The 14,806-nt window shown below is 43.7% G+C and carries 14 protein-coding genes and 1 pseudogene; 5 read left to right on the top strand and 10 right to left on the bottom strand.

The window, feature by feature from the left end; all coding sequences use genetic code 11:
• Window positions 1–154: 154 nt before the first annotated feature.
• The gene (abc-f, locus tag AC0VX7_RS02265; RefSeq protein ID WP_475426474.1) at window positions 155–2,068 is read right to left on the bottom strand and encodes a ribosomal protection-like ABC-F family protein; all 1,914 of its coding nucleotides are present in this window, start codon (window positions 2,066–2,068) and stop codon (window positions 155–157) included.
• A 464-nt stretch (window positions 2,069–2,532) separates the two neighbouring features.
• On the opposite strand from abc-f, the gene AC0VX7_RS02260 reads away from it, so the two are divergent.
• Both AC0VX7_RS02260 and AC0VX7_RS02255 read left to right on the top strand, forming a co-directional pair.
• The gene (locus AC0VX7_RS02260) at window positions 2,533–3,453 is read left to right on the top strand and encodes a DMT family transporter (protein ID WP_475426473.1); all 921 of its coding nucleotides are present in this window, start codon (window positions 2,533–2,535) and stop codon (window positions 3,451–3,453) included.
• A 17-nt stretch (window positions 3,454–3,470) separates the two neighbouring features.
• Window positions 3,471–4,049 carry a cysteine dioxygenase gene (locus tag AC0VX7_RS02255; RefSeq protein ID WP_475426472.1) on the top strand — a complete coding sequence of 193 codons (579 nt, stop codon included), beginning with the start codon at window positions 3,471–3,473 and terminating at the stop codon, window positions 4,047–4,049.
• A gap of 18 nt (window positions 4,050–4,067) precedes the next feature.
• Here AC0VX7_RS02255 and AC0VX7_RS02250 read toward each other — a convergent pair whose 3' ends face one another.
• The 8 genes and pseudogenes from AC0VX7_RS02250 to AC0VX7_RS02215 all read right to left on the bottom strand — a co-directional run bounded on the left by AC0VX7_RS02250 (window position 4,068) and on the right by AC0VX7_RS02215 (window position 8,945).
• On the bottom strand, window positions 4,068–4,559 hold the full coding sequence (locus AC0VX7_RS02250; protein ID WP_475426471.1) for a YehS family protein: 492 nt from the start codon (window positions 4,557–4,559) through the stop codon (window positions 4,068–4,070).
• Window positions 4,560–4,702: 143 nt separating this feature from the next.
• Window positions 4,703–4,939 (bottom strand): hypothetical protein, encoded by a 237-nt coding sequence (locus AC0VX7_RS02245; RefSeq protein WP_475426470.1) that lies wholly within the window; start codon window positions 4,937–4,939, stop codon window positions 4,703–4,705.
• A 291-nt stretch (window positions 4,940–5,230) separates the two neighbouring features.
• The gene (rpmG, locus tag AC0VX7_RS02240) at window positions 5,231–5,380 is read right to left on the bottom strand and encodes a 50S ribosomal protein L33 (RefSeq protein WP_079504591.1); all 150 of its coding nucleotides are present in this window, start codon (window positions 5,378–5,380) and stop codon (window positions 5,231–5,233) included.
• Between the two features lie 25 nt (window positions 5,381–5,405).
• The gene (locus AC0VX7_RS02235) at window positions 5,406–6,569 is read right to left on the bottom strand and encodes an FAD/NAD(P)-binding protein (RefSeq protein ID WP_475426469.1); all 1,164 of its coding nucleotides are present in this window, start codon (window positions 6,567–6,569) and stop codon (window positions 5,406–5,408) included.
• Window positions 6,570–6,625: 56 nt separating this feature from the next.
• Window positions 6,626–6,997 (bottom strand): hypothetical protein, encoded by a 372-nt coding sequence (locus AC0VX7_RS02230; RefSeq protein WP_475426468.1) that lies wholly within the window; start codon window positions 6,995–6,997, stop codon window positions 6,626–6,628.
• Between the two features lie 25 nt (window positions 6,998–7,022).
• Window positions 7,023–7,274 (bottom strand): type B 50S ribosomal protein L31, encoded by a 252-nt coding sequence (locus AC0VX7_RS02225; protein WP_475426467.1) that lies wholly within the window; start codon window positions 7,272–7,274, stop codon window positions 7,023–7,025.
• Window positions 7,275–7,294: 20 nt separating this feature from the next.
• Window positions 7,295–7,564: a 30S ribosomal protein S14 gene (rpsN, locus tag AC0VX7_RS02220; RefSeq protein ID WP_167832349.1), complete on the bottom strand. Its 270-nt coding sequence runs from the start codon at window positions 7,562–7,564 to the stop codon at window positions 7,295–7,297.
• A 182-nt stretch (window positions 7,565–7,746) separates the two neighbouring features.
• Window positions 7,747–8,945, bottom strand: a pseudogene (locus AC0VX7_RS02215) (CobW family GTP-binding protein).
• A 293-nt stretch (window positions 8,946–9,238) separates the two neighbouring features.
• On the opposite strand from AC0VX7_RS02215, the gene AC0VX7_RS02210 reads away from it, so the two are divergent.
• The 3 genes from AC0VX7_RS02210 to AC0VX7_RS02200 all read left to right on the top strand — a co-directional run bounded on the left by AC0VX7_RS02210 (window position 9,239) and on the right by AC0VX7_RS02200 (window position 12,581).
• Window positions 9,239–10,486, top strand: coding sequence for a metal ABC transporter solute-binding protein, Zn/Mn family (locus tag AC0VX7_RS02210; RefSeq protein ID WP_475426466.1), 1,248 nt, complete (start codon window positions 9,239–9,241; stop codon window positions 10,484–10,486).
• Between the two features lie 76 nt (window positions 10,487–10,562).
• Window positions 10,563–11,558 (top strand): permease, encoded by a 996-nt coding sequence (locus AC0VX7_RS02205; protein ID WP_475426465.1) that lies wholly within the window; start codon window positions 10,563–10,565, stop codon window positions 11,556–11,558.
• Window positions 11,559–11,570: 12 nt separating this feature from the next.
• A complete protein-coding gene (locus AC0VX7_RS02200) occupies window positions 11,571–12,581 on the top strand; it encodes a TIGR03943 family putative permease subunit (protein WP_475426464.1) in 1,011 nt (336 codons plus the stop codon).
• Between the two features lie 222 nt (window positions 12,582–12,803).
• On the opposite strand, the gene AC0VX7_RS02195 is transcribed toward AC0VX7_RS02200, so the two are convergent.
• Window positions 12,804–14,762: an oxidoreductase gene (locus tag AC0VX7_RS02195; RefSeq protein WP_475426463.1), complete on the bottom strand. Its 1,959-nt coding sequence runs from the start codon at window positions 14,760–14,762 to the stop codon at window positions 12,804–12,806.
• Window positions 14,763–14,806: the final 44 nt, after the last annotated feature.

The raw sequence follows: 14,806 nt of genomic DNA, 5'->3' as shown, positions 1-14,806 counted from the left end.
ACTCATTCCCCCCTAGAACTTTTTACCTATATATTTATACCATAAATATTCCCTTTAAGGGTAAAAAATTCTATATTCACAACTTGTTTATAGTGTTTTTCTCCTATAACAACAAAAAAGGAAGCATGAACGAAATATCCATGCTTCCTCTCGCTTACTCCCCGGCACTCAACCACATCTCCATTGCCAGCTCGAGTTCGTCATTCAGTTGCTTTTTCCTGCTAAACAGCTTATCAAGTTCCTCATAATCCTGGTTAATCCCCATCACTAAATCAAGCTCTGTGATTTCTTTTTCCAGGCCTTCGATCTTCCTGAAAATCTGCGCCGTGGAAGGTTTCGGTTGCGACTTATGCGCCACCTTCTTCTCCTTGAAAACAGGCACCGGTTCGATCACATTTTTCTGCTCTGCCGCAGACTTCTCTCTTTTATAATCATCGTAATTCCCCAGATAGCTCTTCAAGCCAAAATTCTCAACCGCAATCACACGCTCACCGATTTTATTGATGAAATAGCGGTCGTGAGAAATGAAGAAGATCGTGCCCTTAAAATCCTCCAAGGCTGCTTCGAGCGTTTCAATCGAATCTATATCCAGGTGATTTGTCGGTTCATCTAGAATCAGCAAGTTGATATCCTGGAACATCAGCATCGCCAGCTTAAGTCTGATTCGCTCCCCTCCTGACAGGAACTTCACCTTTTTGAAGACACTCTTTTTGTAAAACATGAACTTCGCCAGGTACTCGCGCGCTTTCCCTTCTACAATCGAGATATCCTCTCGGAAGCATTCGAGCAGCGTGAGCTCCTCATTTTTAAATTCAATCTTCTGAGGCAGGTAGGCGGCCATTACATTTGCACCCAACTCCACTAAACCCGAATCAGGCTGCTCTTCTCCTAACAGCATCTTCAAGAAGGTCGTCTTGCCGCTGCCATTCGGACCAACAAGGCCGACCCGCTCACCGTAATGAACCATCAGATCAGCGCCGTCAAAAATCACCTTATCCTCATAGCGCTTAGAAACACCAACCGCCTTGATCGTTTCATTCCCGGAGCGCACCGCATCGTTAAAACTCAACCTCATATTCCTTCGTTCAAAAATCGGCTTATCAATACGGTCCACCTTATCAAGCTTCTTCTGGATGCTCGCCGCACGCCTGAAAAATTTGTTATTATCGGCACGCAATGCCCAGTCCCGCAGGCTCATCACCTGCTTTTCCATGTTATTGACCTTCTTCTGCTGCTCGCGGAACTGCTCATATTGCACCCGCATATTTTCTTCTTTCTGGCTGATAAAAGAAGAATAATTCCCCTTGTAGCTAATCGTTTCCATATCCTCGATCTCGACGATTTTATTGACGACATGATCAAGGAAATAACGGTCATGTGAGACAATCAGCACGATTCCCTTATAATTTTTCAAAAAGCCTTCCAGCCATTCAATTGAATCCATATCAAGATGATTCGTCGGCTCATCGAGCAGCAGAATATCCGGATGATGAATCAGAATCTTCGCAAGCCCAACCGTCGTCTTCTCCCCGCCGCTCAGCAAATCAAAATCCCTCTGTAAAAAGCTGTCGGTAAACTTAAGCCCGGTGCACACCTTGCTTAGCTTCTCCTCCTGCTCATAACCGCCTTTTGATTCATACAAATTCACTAGATCACTGTATTTATTCAGCGCTTTTTCCAGGGCCACATCCTCCAAAACCTGCATCTGCGCCTCTAGCTCTCTCATCTGTTTTTCAACCTCATGAACCTCTTCAAACGCAAGATTCAGCACATCAATCACTTTCAAGCCGGCCGGATACGATGGCATCTGTTCCAGATAGGCAAACGATGCTCCCCGAGGACGATGGACCAGCCCTTCATCATATCCAGGACTCGAGGTTTGCGGATAGCCGGGATAATAATGCATAGGCTCGATCCCGGCAATCACCTTAAGGACCGTGCTTTTCCCGCTGCCGTTCGCCCCAACAATCCCGATTTTATCCCCTTCAAATGCTTCCAATGTAAAACTGTTCACGACCAGCGTCGCTTCCATATATTTTTTAATTCCGTGCACTTTCAGTTCTAACATATTAATTCCTTCTTTCATCCATAATGAAGCTACGCTTTTTATGGACAGCACAAAGAAGAACCTATTTACCATTCATTTTTTCCAATATAAAAAGACTGTAGAAATCCCTACAGTCTTGAATCAACAATTCAGCAAGCACAAATAAGCCTATGCCAAAAAATCACGATCACGATTCAGTAAAGTAAGTTATCTTCTAATTGCCGTAATTCCATAAAGAGCATAACGAAATAAACCTATGCAACATAGGCATTTTTACACTCAATACAAAATCCTTATTAATAAAATTAATAATTAGCAATTAGATGTTGGTTCCATAAACTTACTTTCCCTCCTCAATCATTTGCTTCATTATCTCAAGTTTACATTATTTTGTAAATATAATTGGATAATTTTTCATGATTCTTCTTCCCCCAAGACAAGCATAAATTAGTAGAAAACTTGTCCACCGGAAAGGATTCCACGCAATGATTCCGTTACGCGCCAAGCTTACCGCTTCTTTTTATGCTCTTTTATCGATTAGTTTTTGGGGAGTTTCCTTTGTTTCTGCAAAAGCTGTACTCGCAAAGCTCGATCCGTATTCTTTATTGGTGCTCCGCTTTGGCCTCGGAGCTTTATTTTTATTGGTGATATTACTGCTCAACCGTTCTCGTTTGCGGATTTCAATCGGATACCTCCCTCATTTGGTTGTCCTCGGAATACTGGGCGTCTTTGTTCACCAGGTCCTGCAGGCAACCGCTCTGTTAACGATCAATGCCTCATCTGCCGGGTGGTTGATTTCTTTTTCGCCTATTTTCACCGTCATCCTTTCAGTTCTGTTTTTGCATGAAAAGATGAATGTAAAAAAAGCACTTGGAATGGTGGTCGCCATAGCGGGGGTCTTTCTTGTCACTACCACCCGGAGCGGCCATTCCTTCGAGTTCGCATTGAACCTCGGCTTCATCCTGATGATTCTCAGCACACTGAACTGGGCGATCTATTCCATCCTGTTAAAAAGGCTCCACATCCCGTATCCTGCACTATTGGTGACATTTTACATGAGCCTGATTGGCTTTATCCTCACTCTCCCTTTCATCATCCGCAACAAAGGCTGGGAATCCGTGCCCCTGCTGACCCAGACGGAGTGGGCCCATCTTTTGTTCCTTGCGATCTTTGTGTCTGGAATTGGCTATTGGTATTGGGGAAAGGCACTGGAGGTTTTGGATGCCTCGAAAGTGTCCATGTTCTTGTACCTAGAGCCGCTGGCTACCCTGATTGCCGCCATCTTTCTTTTACATGAAAAATTTATCCTCATAAGTGCGATTGGCGGAATCATAATTATTATAGGAGTGGTTATTGTCAATGGTGGTCTTGCACGTTTAATGACGAGTGCGTTTTTTAAAAAATGAAGAAGGTGGGAATGCCCATGACTCTAAATCCTCAGGCAAAAAATGTGTTAGATTCACTAATAGATCCTTCTAAACACGAGCTGAAGGAGGCACTGGCGAAGATCAATATGTCTGTAGATGAATTGAAGCCCTTTCTTCAATCATCTTCCGGCAAGCCTTATTACCGCAAACTCCTGTACAAAAGCGAGGATATAGAGCTTCTGGTGATGAACTGGTCAGATTTAGAATGCGCTCCCCATGACCACGGGAATTCCCATGGCTGGATCCAGGTGCTTAACGGAACTTCTGTTAATTCAGTTTACGAGGCCGATGGCAACAGTCTGCCCAAAGAGCTGTTCAAGGAGTACCACCATCAGGGGAAGTTCTTCTATGCACCTGAGAAAGGCGTTCATAAAATGCAAGCGGACGGCACAAGTGGACTCGTCACTCTCCACCTCTATTCCCCGCCCATCAGCGGGATGAAAGTCTACGACCTTGAAAAATGTGCTGCCTGTATCGTCTCCGATGACTGTGGAGCATGGTGGCCAGACGAGCAGCGTCAGAAAATCAAAGAAATGAGGCTCAACAAACAAGAAGACGGTTCTCATCCTTCATGAGAACCGTCTTTTATATTTCTATCCGCGAAATTTCAAGGCCAGCCCCTTCAGGAAATTCCGTGCGAATTTATCGCCGCATTCCCGATAGTTCTTATGCCCTTCTTTTCTCAAAATTGCCCCGAGCTCACCCTTAGACACGCGTACTCCCGCAAGGTCAAAAATCTCGAGCATATCCTCGCTCGTGAGCGACAAGGCGATCTTCACTTTTTTCAAAAGCTGGTTATTCACAGTCTCCCCGGTCAGTGGAGGAGTTCCAGTCTCTCCCGGACGCTTCCCTCTTTTAAAAGTAACCATACCATTCAGGAACTGCTCCATCATTGCATTGTTGACTCTTATGTAGCCCTCTGGGACAATCTCCTCACCAAATTCATCTTCATCTACTCTCTGCAGCATCATCCGGACATCGTCCTTCGTCACGTTCACGCCGCCAAGATTGAATATCTCTACCATATCAGTATCTTTGATATCCAAAGCGTACCGCAAACGGATCATTATATCATTGTTAAGCATTTAAAAATCCTCCTATAAAAAGCTGTACCGTTAGTATTCCCGATTAACTATTGCAGTCTAACATTAAATGTTAAAAAAGCCTATAGTTTTCACCTTCACAAGCGTCTGGAGGCAGTTTTAGATCGGGGAGCTGCAACAACTCATTAAGATTTCTGGCTTTTGCTAAAGAACCTGGTTAAAACAAATGCAATCCCCAATGACAATACAGAGATAATCAATGGGATTGAGTTTGTTTCCCCAAACTCTACCTGGGATGGCAAACTGGCTGCTTCCGATGGGAATTCAGGCGTATAAATTGCGGTTAACAGCAGACCAGATCCTACCTGCAACACGATATATGACAAGATAAAACTTCCGGCAAACAACAAATATTTTTTCATCTCCATCACCCTTTCCTACCCATTATTACGGTTAGGGACACAATAAGTTTCAGAAAGGGCAAAGGGAACTGTTATATGTGCGCATTGATTTTATTGAGCATGGGACCCGAATGTTCTCAGGAGGGAATTCCTGAGTCTGTCACAATGCAGGAATTGGATATAGGGACCCCTTCGTTATGGATTTCATCATAACGAAGCTGCGCAGGCAGAGAAAAGACTATAAAAGGAGGGCTTTTTGATAAGCCCTCCTTTGGAAATTGTGTGTTTTAAAATGAATGCTGAATCCACCGCCTATTTCGTCTCTCTATGCAGCGTGTATCTCTTTAAGCGTGGGCAATACTTTTTTAATTCAATCCGATCCGGATTATTTCTTTTATTTTTGGTAGTAATGTAGTTTCTGTCTCCTGTTTCCGTACATGCAAGTGTAATTTTGACTCTCATCTTTCTTTCCTCCTAATTTTTTCTTCTATATATTGTGAACGATTCTTTCGGCTGCCTGGCGTGCACCGGAGATATTCCGGGCAATGGGGCCAATCTCCAGTTCGGCTAGAGATCCCATTACGTATAAGTGAGGGCACCATTCGAGCGTCGGACTGACAATTGGGTAACCACATCGGGCACATGGAAGATCAAACTTTTCTATCGCTTTGTCCAGCCATCCGCCGCCAGGGCGCCCGGGCTTGAACCCTGTCGCGAAAACGATGGATTTTACGTTGACCTCTTGTTGGTCAAGTATAAGGCCGATCTCTTCCCCGTCCCTTTTATTTGCTGATGTTACTTCACCATCCACTACCTTAATCTTTTGCTCATTTTCAAGTTTCTTGAGCTTCTGGAACAGTTCCGCAGTCAGCGACCCTCTGTTCCTGGCGCTAATGATGACTTCTCTGCGTTTTTCATAATCGTTGATCTGACGGTAGGCAGTTTGTCTCTTTGGCCCCAGCCAACCTGGATCACTATCAAAATCAACCACTCTGAAGGGATGCCTTTTGATTAAAGTGACCCCTCCCGGATACATAGCAGCTAGCCTGATTACCAGATGCGCAGAAGTGATTCCGCCTCCTACTACGGCAATTGGAGGCTTCAGCTCCTGGATACAAGCATTTTTATCGAAGATATGAAACACCTGGTTTGATTCTTCATGAAGTGAGTCTGCCCATTCAGGAATAAACAACCGGTCGTTTACGCTTAGTGCCAATACGATATTCCTGCCAGCCAAGCTTTTACCGTCTAATGTATGGACACGCCAGTGGTCCTTCTCTTTCTCGATGTCATTGACATAGCCCTGGTGCCAGGATTGTTTCAAAGCTGTCTCTTGAAAGAGATCATGACTGTGTTCGTTAAATATCTTCAGCGATGGACGCTTGTATTGACCGTAAAACTCGTTATCCTTAAGGTTCTTTTTCTTTGTAAAACTGATCAGGCTGAACGGATCGGCATCAAGATGATGCACGAACGGAGAACGAAGAAACTTCATACCAATTAACCCAGTATTTCTCGTCCAATTGGCTAAAGGTTTTTCATGCGGGTCAATAATACAGAGATTGCCTGGTAAAACCTTTTTGTTTCTTAACAAAAAAGTGGCGATCGTACATCCTTGTATGCCTCCGCCTATAACAATCCATTCGTACACATTGATACCCTCCTCATACTTAAAACGAAATCATTACGATTTACAAAGTGAAAAAATCACGAATGAACTTCATTAACCGAGAAATAAAAATATTTTATTTTGTCATTAACGACCTTTTTTCTTGAATTGACTTGTTCTGTGAGATCTAACCATGTTACATTTTTCAGTTTTCTCTCCAGCTGCTGATTGATAAAGTTTTCCGCTTCTCTCATTAATGCCATCAGCTGTCCGAATGTTAACTTGAAATGCCTTGCTGCCTGTCTGTGAGGTGAATGCGTTACAAGGAGTGACATAAATTCATCGGATGTTTCAGCTTGTTGAGCCAGATCGTCTTCCAGCCGAACAACATACTCATAGACCTCTCTCTGTTCAGTTGGAAGTGATTTTATAATTTCTCTTGAGAGAATCTCCATTAAATGCGAATTCATACGTCCACCTCACCTGACTTACATTCTATTTGTCCTTTAAATTATACCTCTTCATAAATCTTTCAGTTCGGCCTCCACGGTCAGAGAACTTTTGGACGCCCGTATAAAATGGATGGGTATCAGAGCTTACCTCCACCTTAATAAGCGGGTAAGTGTTGCCATCTTCCCATTCGATTGTCTGGTTCGAAGTCTTTGTCGATCCTGTTAAAAACTTAAAGCCGCTGTTTATATCCATGAATACTACTTTATGATAATCCGGATGAATGTTTTCCTTCATCGTAAATTCCTCCAATCTTTTTACCAGCTGGATTTTTTCACGCCCGGAATCTGGCCTTTATGGGCGTATTCGCGGAAAGCAATACGCGACATTTTAAATTTACGGAGATATCCACGCGGTCGTCCTGTCACTTCGCAGCGATTTTTCAAGCGAGTCGGTGCAGAATCACGCGGAAGCTTCCTCAGCGCTTCGTAATCGCCCTTTTCTTTCAGTTCCCTGCGCAAGTCTGCATATTTCAACACCAGCTCCTGGCGTTTTTTTTCTTTTACTACCTTTGATTTTTTAGCCAATTAACTCACTCCCTTCACTAAAGATAATCGTAATCATTACGATTTAGAAATTAACATACAGACATTTAATCACATATATTCAGTGAGCGCAACTCCAAGAATAGCTTTTTTTCTAATTAGGCTTAATTACCCTTCTTAGGAAACTTACGTCCTGTTATCACCAGTCACTGCCGAATAGAACCTTAGCTGCCACTCTCTGCCGGCACAGAAAAAGGCGGAAGATCATCAGAGAATTGGCGCCAATCCATCCTCATTTCTTCCTCAGTTAGCAGACACTGATCCAACTTGTCAATGATGTCTTGCATATCCATCTTCACACCAATAAAAACCAGCTCCGTCATTCTATCCCCAAACTCAATATCCCATTTTGCCAATAATTCAGGCTCTTCCTTAAGGATTTGATTTTTCTCCTCCTCCGGGTATGCGTCTATCCACTCTCCCGCAGCCTCTAGAATGATAGAAGGTCCCGCCTGGGATATTAATCCTGCTATATCATTCCGGGTTGCCAGCCAGAAGAAGCCTTTTGCTCTCACAATATCCTCAGGCCACTCCTCAAGCCACTTCCTCCATCGCGCAGGATGGAATGGACGCTTTCTTCTGTAAACAAATGAAGATATTCCAAACTCCTCCGTCTCGGGGATATGTTCTTCATTTAGTTCCTTTATCCATCCCGCTCCCTGGCTGGCCTCTTCGAAATTGAACAATCCAGTATTTAGAACATCCTCCATCCTTACCCTGGAGTGACTTGATTCAATGATTCTTGCCCCCGGATTCAGCTTCTGCAGTACTGCCTTCAACTCAAGGTAGACTTCAGCATTGACCAGATCCTTTTTGTTTAAAATGATGACATTGGCAAACTCTATCTGATCAATCAATAAGTCGACGACCTCTCGTGTATCATTCTCATCCGTTTCCTCCTTTCTGTCCAGGAGGCTCTCCCCTGAAGAGAAATCATGCCAAAACCTGTTTGCATCCACAACTGTTACCATAGTGTCGAGTTCACACCATTCGGTTAAATTAATCCCCAGCTCCTCATCCACATAGGTAAATGTCTGGGCAACCGGAATCGGTTCTGAAATCCCTGACGATTCAATAACGATATAGTCAACGTCTCCAGCTTTCGCCAGTCGCTCCACTTCAATTATTAAATCCTCTCTTAATGTACACAAATGCAGCCGTTATGAAGCTCGACAAGCTTCTCCTCGGTTTTTGAAAAACCCCCTTGCTTAATCAGAGCTGCGTCCACATTCACTTCACTCATATCATTTACGATCACCGCAATTTTTTTATTTTCGCGATTGTTCAATATATGATTCAATAATGTGGTCTTGCCTGAACCAAGGTATCCGCTCAACACAGTAACAGGTATTTTCCTGTTCATTTCTACACCTCTTTTTTATTTTTTCTCATACATACCTTCCGTTCGGCATACTATTCTTTTAGACAAACTTAATCGTAATCATTACGATTTGAGTTAGATAATAATCGCTTCTCTTCTGCTTGTCAATTATTTAGAAATGTAATACTTAACTGGTCATCCTCTCTTTAGAAGCATAGCATTCGGAAAAATTAAATCGTAATGATTCCTAAAATCATTTACAAATTTAAATTTCTGTTTTACACTTTAAATCGTAATCATTTCGATTAATGAAAATATCGTTTAAGGAGATCACTATGAAAATTACTAAACTATCACTTGGTTTACTGCTATTAGTGGGTTTGACACTAGCCGGCTGTTCTTCCAGCAAGGAATCAGCCAACAAAAATAATTCAGAAGCTACTAAGCTGACAGTCTATACAACCATCTACCCTCTTCAAGATTTTGCGAAAAAAATAGGCGGGGAATTCGTGGATGTGGAAAGCATCTATCCACCGAATGTAGACGCCCATAGCTTCGAACCAAGCACGAAGGATATGATGAAGCTCGCTGAAGCTGATTTATTCATTTATTCCGGTGCGGGAATCGAAGGATTTACAGATAAAGCAGAGCAAGCCTTGAAAAATGAAAAGGTCATGATGGTAAAAGCAGCAGAAAATGCGGAAATGATTGAGACTTCCCATGATCATTCTCATGAAGGAGAAGATGCTCATTCCGAAGAAGAACACCATGACAAGGAAGCCACTCACTCCGAAGAAGAGCGCCATGACGAAGATGCCGCCCACTCTGAAGAAGAGCACCATGACGAAGATGCCACTCACTCCGAAGAAGAGCACCATGACGAAGAAGCCGCTCACTCCGATGCAGAGCACCATGAGGACGAAGCCGCTCATTCCGATGAAGAGCAAAATGACAAAGAAGCCGCTCATTCGGACGAAGAACAACATAACGAAGACACCGCTCACTCTGATGAAGAACACCATGACGAAGAAGCCGCTCACTCGGACGACCATCATGATAAAAACTTAGACCCTCATGTTTGGCTTGATCCAATCCTGTCTATCAAACTGGCATCGAATATCAAAGATTCCTTGATTGAGCTTATGCCTGATCGTGAACAGGAATTTGAACAGAATTTCGCCCAACTTGAGAAAGACCTAAAGGAATTGGACAATGAATTCAAGAGTGTGATTGAACAGGCCGAAAACAAGCATCTGCTTGTTGCTCATGAAGCGTATGGGTACTGGTCAAATAGATATGGAATCATCCAGATCGCTGTCAACGGACTTTCTCCTACACAGGAGCCTTCACAACGTGAATTGACAAAGTTGATTGAAGAAGCAAAAGAACATGATTTGAAATACATTGCGTTTGAACAGAATGTTTCGTCACGCGTGGCAGAAATGATTCAAAGAGAAATCGGTGCTGAGACAGTTACCTTGTATAATCTTGAGTCCATCTCAGCTGAAGATATGAAGAATCAAGAGGATTATTTCAGCCTGATGCGGAAAAATCTTCAGACGCTTGAAAAAGTGTTAAATTGATAGTCTTTTTTACTAGATTGTACATATTTTCTTAAATTAAATAGTACAATCTAGTAAAAGTAACTAGGAGGAGAAAATGATTCGATTAATCCGGTCTAATTTATTGGACATTACAGGTTTTGCTGTCATTCTGGCGTTTCTCATGCTGCTAAGCCTGGGGATGGGGTTTCAGAGTAAGTTGGAAATCCCCTCTTCCATTCTGAATCTGAATACGATTTTTCTCAGTATTTTAATAGAAGCCTTCCCGTTCGTTCTGATTGGGGTGCTGATTGCGGGGATGATTCAGATTTTTGTCACCGAGGAGCATATAAGCAGGTGGATTCCTAAGAATAAATATTTGGCGATTGTCATGAGCTGCAGTGTTGGCGCTCTTTTTCCAGCCTGCGAATGCGGAATTGTGCCAATCATCCGCAGATTAGTTGGCAAAGGAGTCCCGATCGCCGCTGCTATTGGTTTTATGTTGACAGGTCCCCTCATCAATCCGATTGTCATTGCGTCTACATATATGGCTTTTGGCAACGATTTTAAAATCGCTGCGCTTCGAATGGGATTGGGATTTGGCATTGCAATCATTGTCGCCTTCATGGTTGGAATGATATTCAAAGGAACACAATTCAAAAAAAGCACCTCATTGCACGTCCATAGCCATTCTGGAAAACAGTCCTTTCTCGAAAAATTCTGGGCAATGCTCCAGCATTCAATTGATGAGTTTTTCGACATGGCCAAGTATCTGATCATCGGTGCATTCCTGGCAGCAATGGTCCAAACCTATATGCCGGCGAAAACCTTATTGGAAATCGGCAGTGGTGCGGCTTCCTCACTGGCTGTCATGATGGGACTAGCGTTCTTCCTATCCCTTTGCTCTGAGGCAGATGCCTTCATTGGGGCTTCCTTCAGCAGTATCTTTCCTTCAACCTCGATCCTTGGCTTCCTGATTTTCGGGCCGATGATTGACTTGAAAAATACGCTGATCATGATGAGTGTGTTTCGGTTTAAATTTGTCATGACCGTTCTTGCGCTCGTCGCTGGGACTGTATTCACCATTCTCATGCTGGTTGGCGGCATGCTATAGGAGGTCTTGTCCATGCAATTCCATGCACAGCAGGCGGCAAGGTCCCTGATCCTGCTTGGATTTTCCGTCTTGATTTATATGCTGCATTTTACAGGTAAGATTTATTTATTCATTAATCCAAAGTATTTGCTTTTAAGTCAGGCAGCCGCGTTCCTATTTTTGCTCCTGTTTTTTATCCAGATTACACGAGTCTGGACAATAAAAACGGAACATGACCACGACTCCTGCAGTCATGTGGGTGAATGCTGCTCTCATGATAATCACCACGACCATTTTCATGACCATGGGACAACACCTTTTTCAGCAAAAAAACTGGTGTCCTACTTGATTATCGTCCTGCCTCTGCTATCAGGCTTTTTTCTGCCTGCAAAGGTTCTCGACTCCGCGATCGCCGATAAAAAGGGCGCGATGCTGTCAATCGCTGGTTCTAGCAAAAGCGGAAAAAGCAGCCAGGCAGCGAGTGATACGAAAGAACAGGCAGATAGCCAGGGAACAGGCGATGCCACTCAGTCGCCAGAGGAGAGCGATGATCTGGCTGGACAAGGCTCTGACTCTGACATACCCGAAGGCACTGAGACTGCCACAGGTTATGAAAATCAAATGACAGATGAAGAGTACAATAAAAAAATAAAAGAGTTGGAGACAGGATCCACCATCATCTTTAATGACAGTATCTATTCATCTTACTATGAGGAAATCAGCTCCGACATCGATAAGTTCCAGGGCCGAAAGGTAAGTCTTTATGGATTCGTTTATAAAGAAGAAGGCTTTGCAGAAGACCAGCTGGTCGTATCACGATTCCTGGTCACCCACTGCGTCGCAGATGCCAGCATCATCGGATTTTTATCTGAGTTCCCAGACGCAGCCAATATCGAAAAAGACACGTGGATCAAAATTGAAGGTGTCATTGAGACTGGTTCCTATATGGACACCCCTATCCCGCTAGTTAAAGTCTCTAAATGGGAGATAACCGAAGAGCCGGAAGTTCCATATTTATACCCTGTCACCATTAAAAGAGAATAAAGGTTACTAACTGAGTTTACAAAGAAGCCTAGACCGCGAGTGGATCTAGGCTTTTTTGATGTGTAAAAAGTCTGCAAATTAGCAGTCTTGATCGGATTTGGTCGATATATTTCGAAAAGTGGTCGATATATCCTAAAATGTGGTCGATAAAATCAAAAATCCGCTGATATATCTTGAAATATGGTCGATATAATTTCATTTTCGCCAATAAAGTCTGTCCTTCTACTTCAAAGCCGGCTCCTTAACTAATGATTCAAGGGCATATGCCGTTTCAAATCCCTCTCTTGTAGCATCTGCCAGCGATGTATTGCCTGCTGCATCACCAATCACAAAGACATTCTCCATTTCCATTCTCAATGGGTGTTCCAATTGATTATAAGCCTGGACGCCCATGGCTATGACTACCTGGTCTACGCCGATTTCTAACCTTACACCCGTTTCTTTCTCTTGTAAAATAAGTCCCTGAGGAACGACCTTGACTACGTCGTGGTCGGTAACGACTTGAATTCCTTCATTCTGCAGCTTTTCCTGCAGTTTCTTTCTTGTCACAGGACTTATTTTCTTGGCAGATTCCGTAAGGACCTCAATGAGGATCACTTTATTTCCTTGCTCTGCTAGTCTGCGGGATGTGCTATGGCAAACCATTCCGCTTCCCACAACCGCGACTTTTTTGCCTTGCAGGACACTGTCTTCAACTTTGATGGCTCTATAGTTGCATACATTTGGCAGGTCACAGCCCTCTATATCGGGCATATATGGCATTCCTCCCGTTGCCAGAAGAACAGCGTAAGGATTCAGCAATTTAATCAACTCAACAGAAGCCTCTGTATTCTGTCGGATATGAATATTCAGCCTCGCCATTTCATTGTTTAAGTACTTCACATACTTTTTCATTTTCTTTTTATAGACCGGATCGGTTACAAGGTTGAGTTGGCCGCCAAGCTTGCTGTTTTTTTCAAAAAGCGTCACCTGGTATCCTTTGAGCGCTAAAACTCTTGCTGCTTCCATTCCGCCCGGACCGCCGCCGACAATCACCACATGACGCTTCTCATCAATCTTCGTCATTTCCAAAAATTCGAGCTCGCGTCCTGCTCTGACATTGACGGAACACTCTATAGGACCTTGTGTGTAAACGCAATGCAGACAGGATATGCACATCCTGATTGCCTTCTCGCGTTCTTCTGCCACTTTTCGCACCCACTCAGGATCCGCAATGTGTCCGCGGCCAATCGCGACGAAATCAGCCCTGCCCTCTTGCAAAATAGATTCGACGAATTGCGGGTCACGAATATTGCCAACAGCAATGACAGGGATGTTGACTTCTTTTTTGATTTCTTCGGCAAGGTAGACTCTCCAGCCTTCTTCGTAAAGCGGTGATTCGATGACCGTTTCCATCGTATTATAATTGCCCGAACTCGCATGGATTCCATCAGCGCCTGCTTTTTCTAGATACCTGGCTATTTCCCTGCTCAGCAGCAGATCCAGGCCGCCTTCTTCAAACTCACTGACGCTAAGTCGAACAGTGACAGGAAAATCAGCTCCACATCGCTCTTTAATCCCGGTGATGATTTCCTCTACAAATCTCATTCTTTTATCAAAATTGCCTCCATACTCATCTGTACGGACATTCGTATTCGGGCTAAGGAATTGATTAATCAAGTAACCATGTGCTCCGTGCAGTTCTACCCCATCAATGCCGGCAGCCTGGCAGCGGGCTGCCCCGTCTATGAACTGCTGGATGATTTCCTTTACCTCTGCGGTAGTCAACTCCCTCGGTTCTTCACCTATTGCTTCGCAAGTAACTGGGCTAGGCGCAACGATTTGCTTCCCTCCTGTTAAAAAGGAAGTTGTTTCTCTACCTGCATGGTGAAGCTGGACAAATACCCTCGCACCATATGTATTAATTGCGTCTGCAAGCCTGCGGAACCCCGGAATAAAACAGTCATCATCGATTCTGAGCTGGTTGACTGCCGCTCTTCCCAATTCAAAGTCAACTGTCGTAAATTCAGTGATGATTAAGCCCGCTCCCCCCTTGGCCCTTTCCTCATAATAGCGAATCTGCTGATCCGTCATTTCTCCATTAGCAGTGGCCAAACGCGTTCCCATCGCCGGCATCACCACTCTGTTTTTAAGCATTAAGCTGCCTATTTTTCCAACGGTAAATAAATGCGGATATTTCATTAACTTTGCCTCCGTTCTACTTTGCTCATAATTTCACAATCTAT

It is taken from the genome of Mesobacillus sp. QJM3NY_10, assembly GCF_056173465.1.
The sequence above is the reverse complement of the archived record's forward strand: the minus strand, read 5'-3'. Positions and strand labels throughout refer to the sequence as shown.

Coding starts and splice junctions, on each gene's coding strand:
- abc-f (WP_475426474.1), bottom strand. CDS start 2,068: ATGTTAGAACTGAAAGTGCACGGAATTAAAAAATATATGGAAGCGACG.
- AC0VX7_RS02260 (WP_475426473.1), top strand. CDS start 2,533: ATGATTCCGTTACGCGCCAAGCTTACCGCTTCTTTTTATGCTCTTTTA.
- AC0VX7_RS02255 (WP_475426472.1), top strand. CDS start 3,471: ATGACTCTAAATCCTCAGGCAAAAAATGTGTTAGATTCACTAATAGAT.
- AC0VX7_RS02250 (WP_475426471.1), bottom strand. CDS start 4,559: ATGCTTAACAATGATATAATGATCCGTTTGCGGTACGCTTTGGATATC.
- AC0VX7_RS02245 (WP_475426470.1), bottom strand. CDS start 4,939: ATGAAAAAATATTTGTTGTTTGCCGGAAGTTTTATCTTGTCATATATC.
- rpmG (WP_079504591.1), bottom strand. CDS start 5,380: ATGAGAGTCAAAATTACACTTGCATGTACGGAAACAGGAGACAGAAAC.
- AC0VX7_RS02230 (WP_475426468.1), bottom strand. CDS start 6,997: ATGAATTCGCATTTAATGGAGATTCTCTCAAGAGAAATTATAAAATCA.
- AC0VX7_RS02225 (WP_475426467.1), bottom strand. CDS start 7,274: ATGAAGGAAAACATTCATCCGGATTATCATAAAGTAGTATTCATGGAT.
- AC0VX7_RS02210 (WP_475426466.1), top strand. CDS start 9,239: ATGAAAATTACTAAACTATCACTTGGTTTACTGCTATTAGTGGGTTTG.
- AC0VX7_RS02205 (WP_475426465.1), top strand. CDS start 10,563: ATGATTCGATTAATCCGGTCTAATTTATTGGACATTACAGGTTTTGCT.
- AC0VX7_RS02200 (WP_475426464.1), top strand. CDS start 11,571: ATGCAATTCCATGCACAGCAGGCGGCAAGGTCCCTGATCCTGCTTGGA.
- AC0VX7_RS02195 (WP_475426463.1), bottom strand. CDS start 14,762: ATGAAATATCCGCATTTATTTACCGTTGGAAAAATAGGCAGCTTAATG.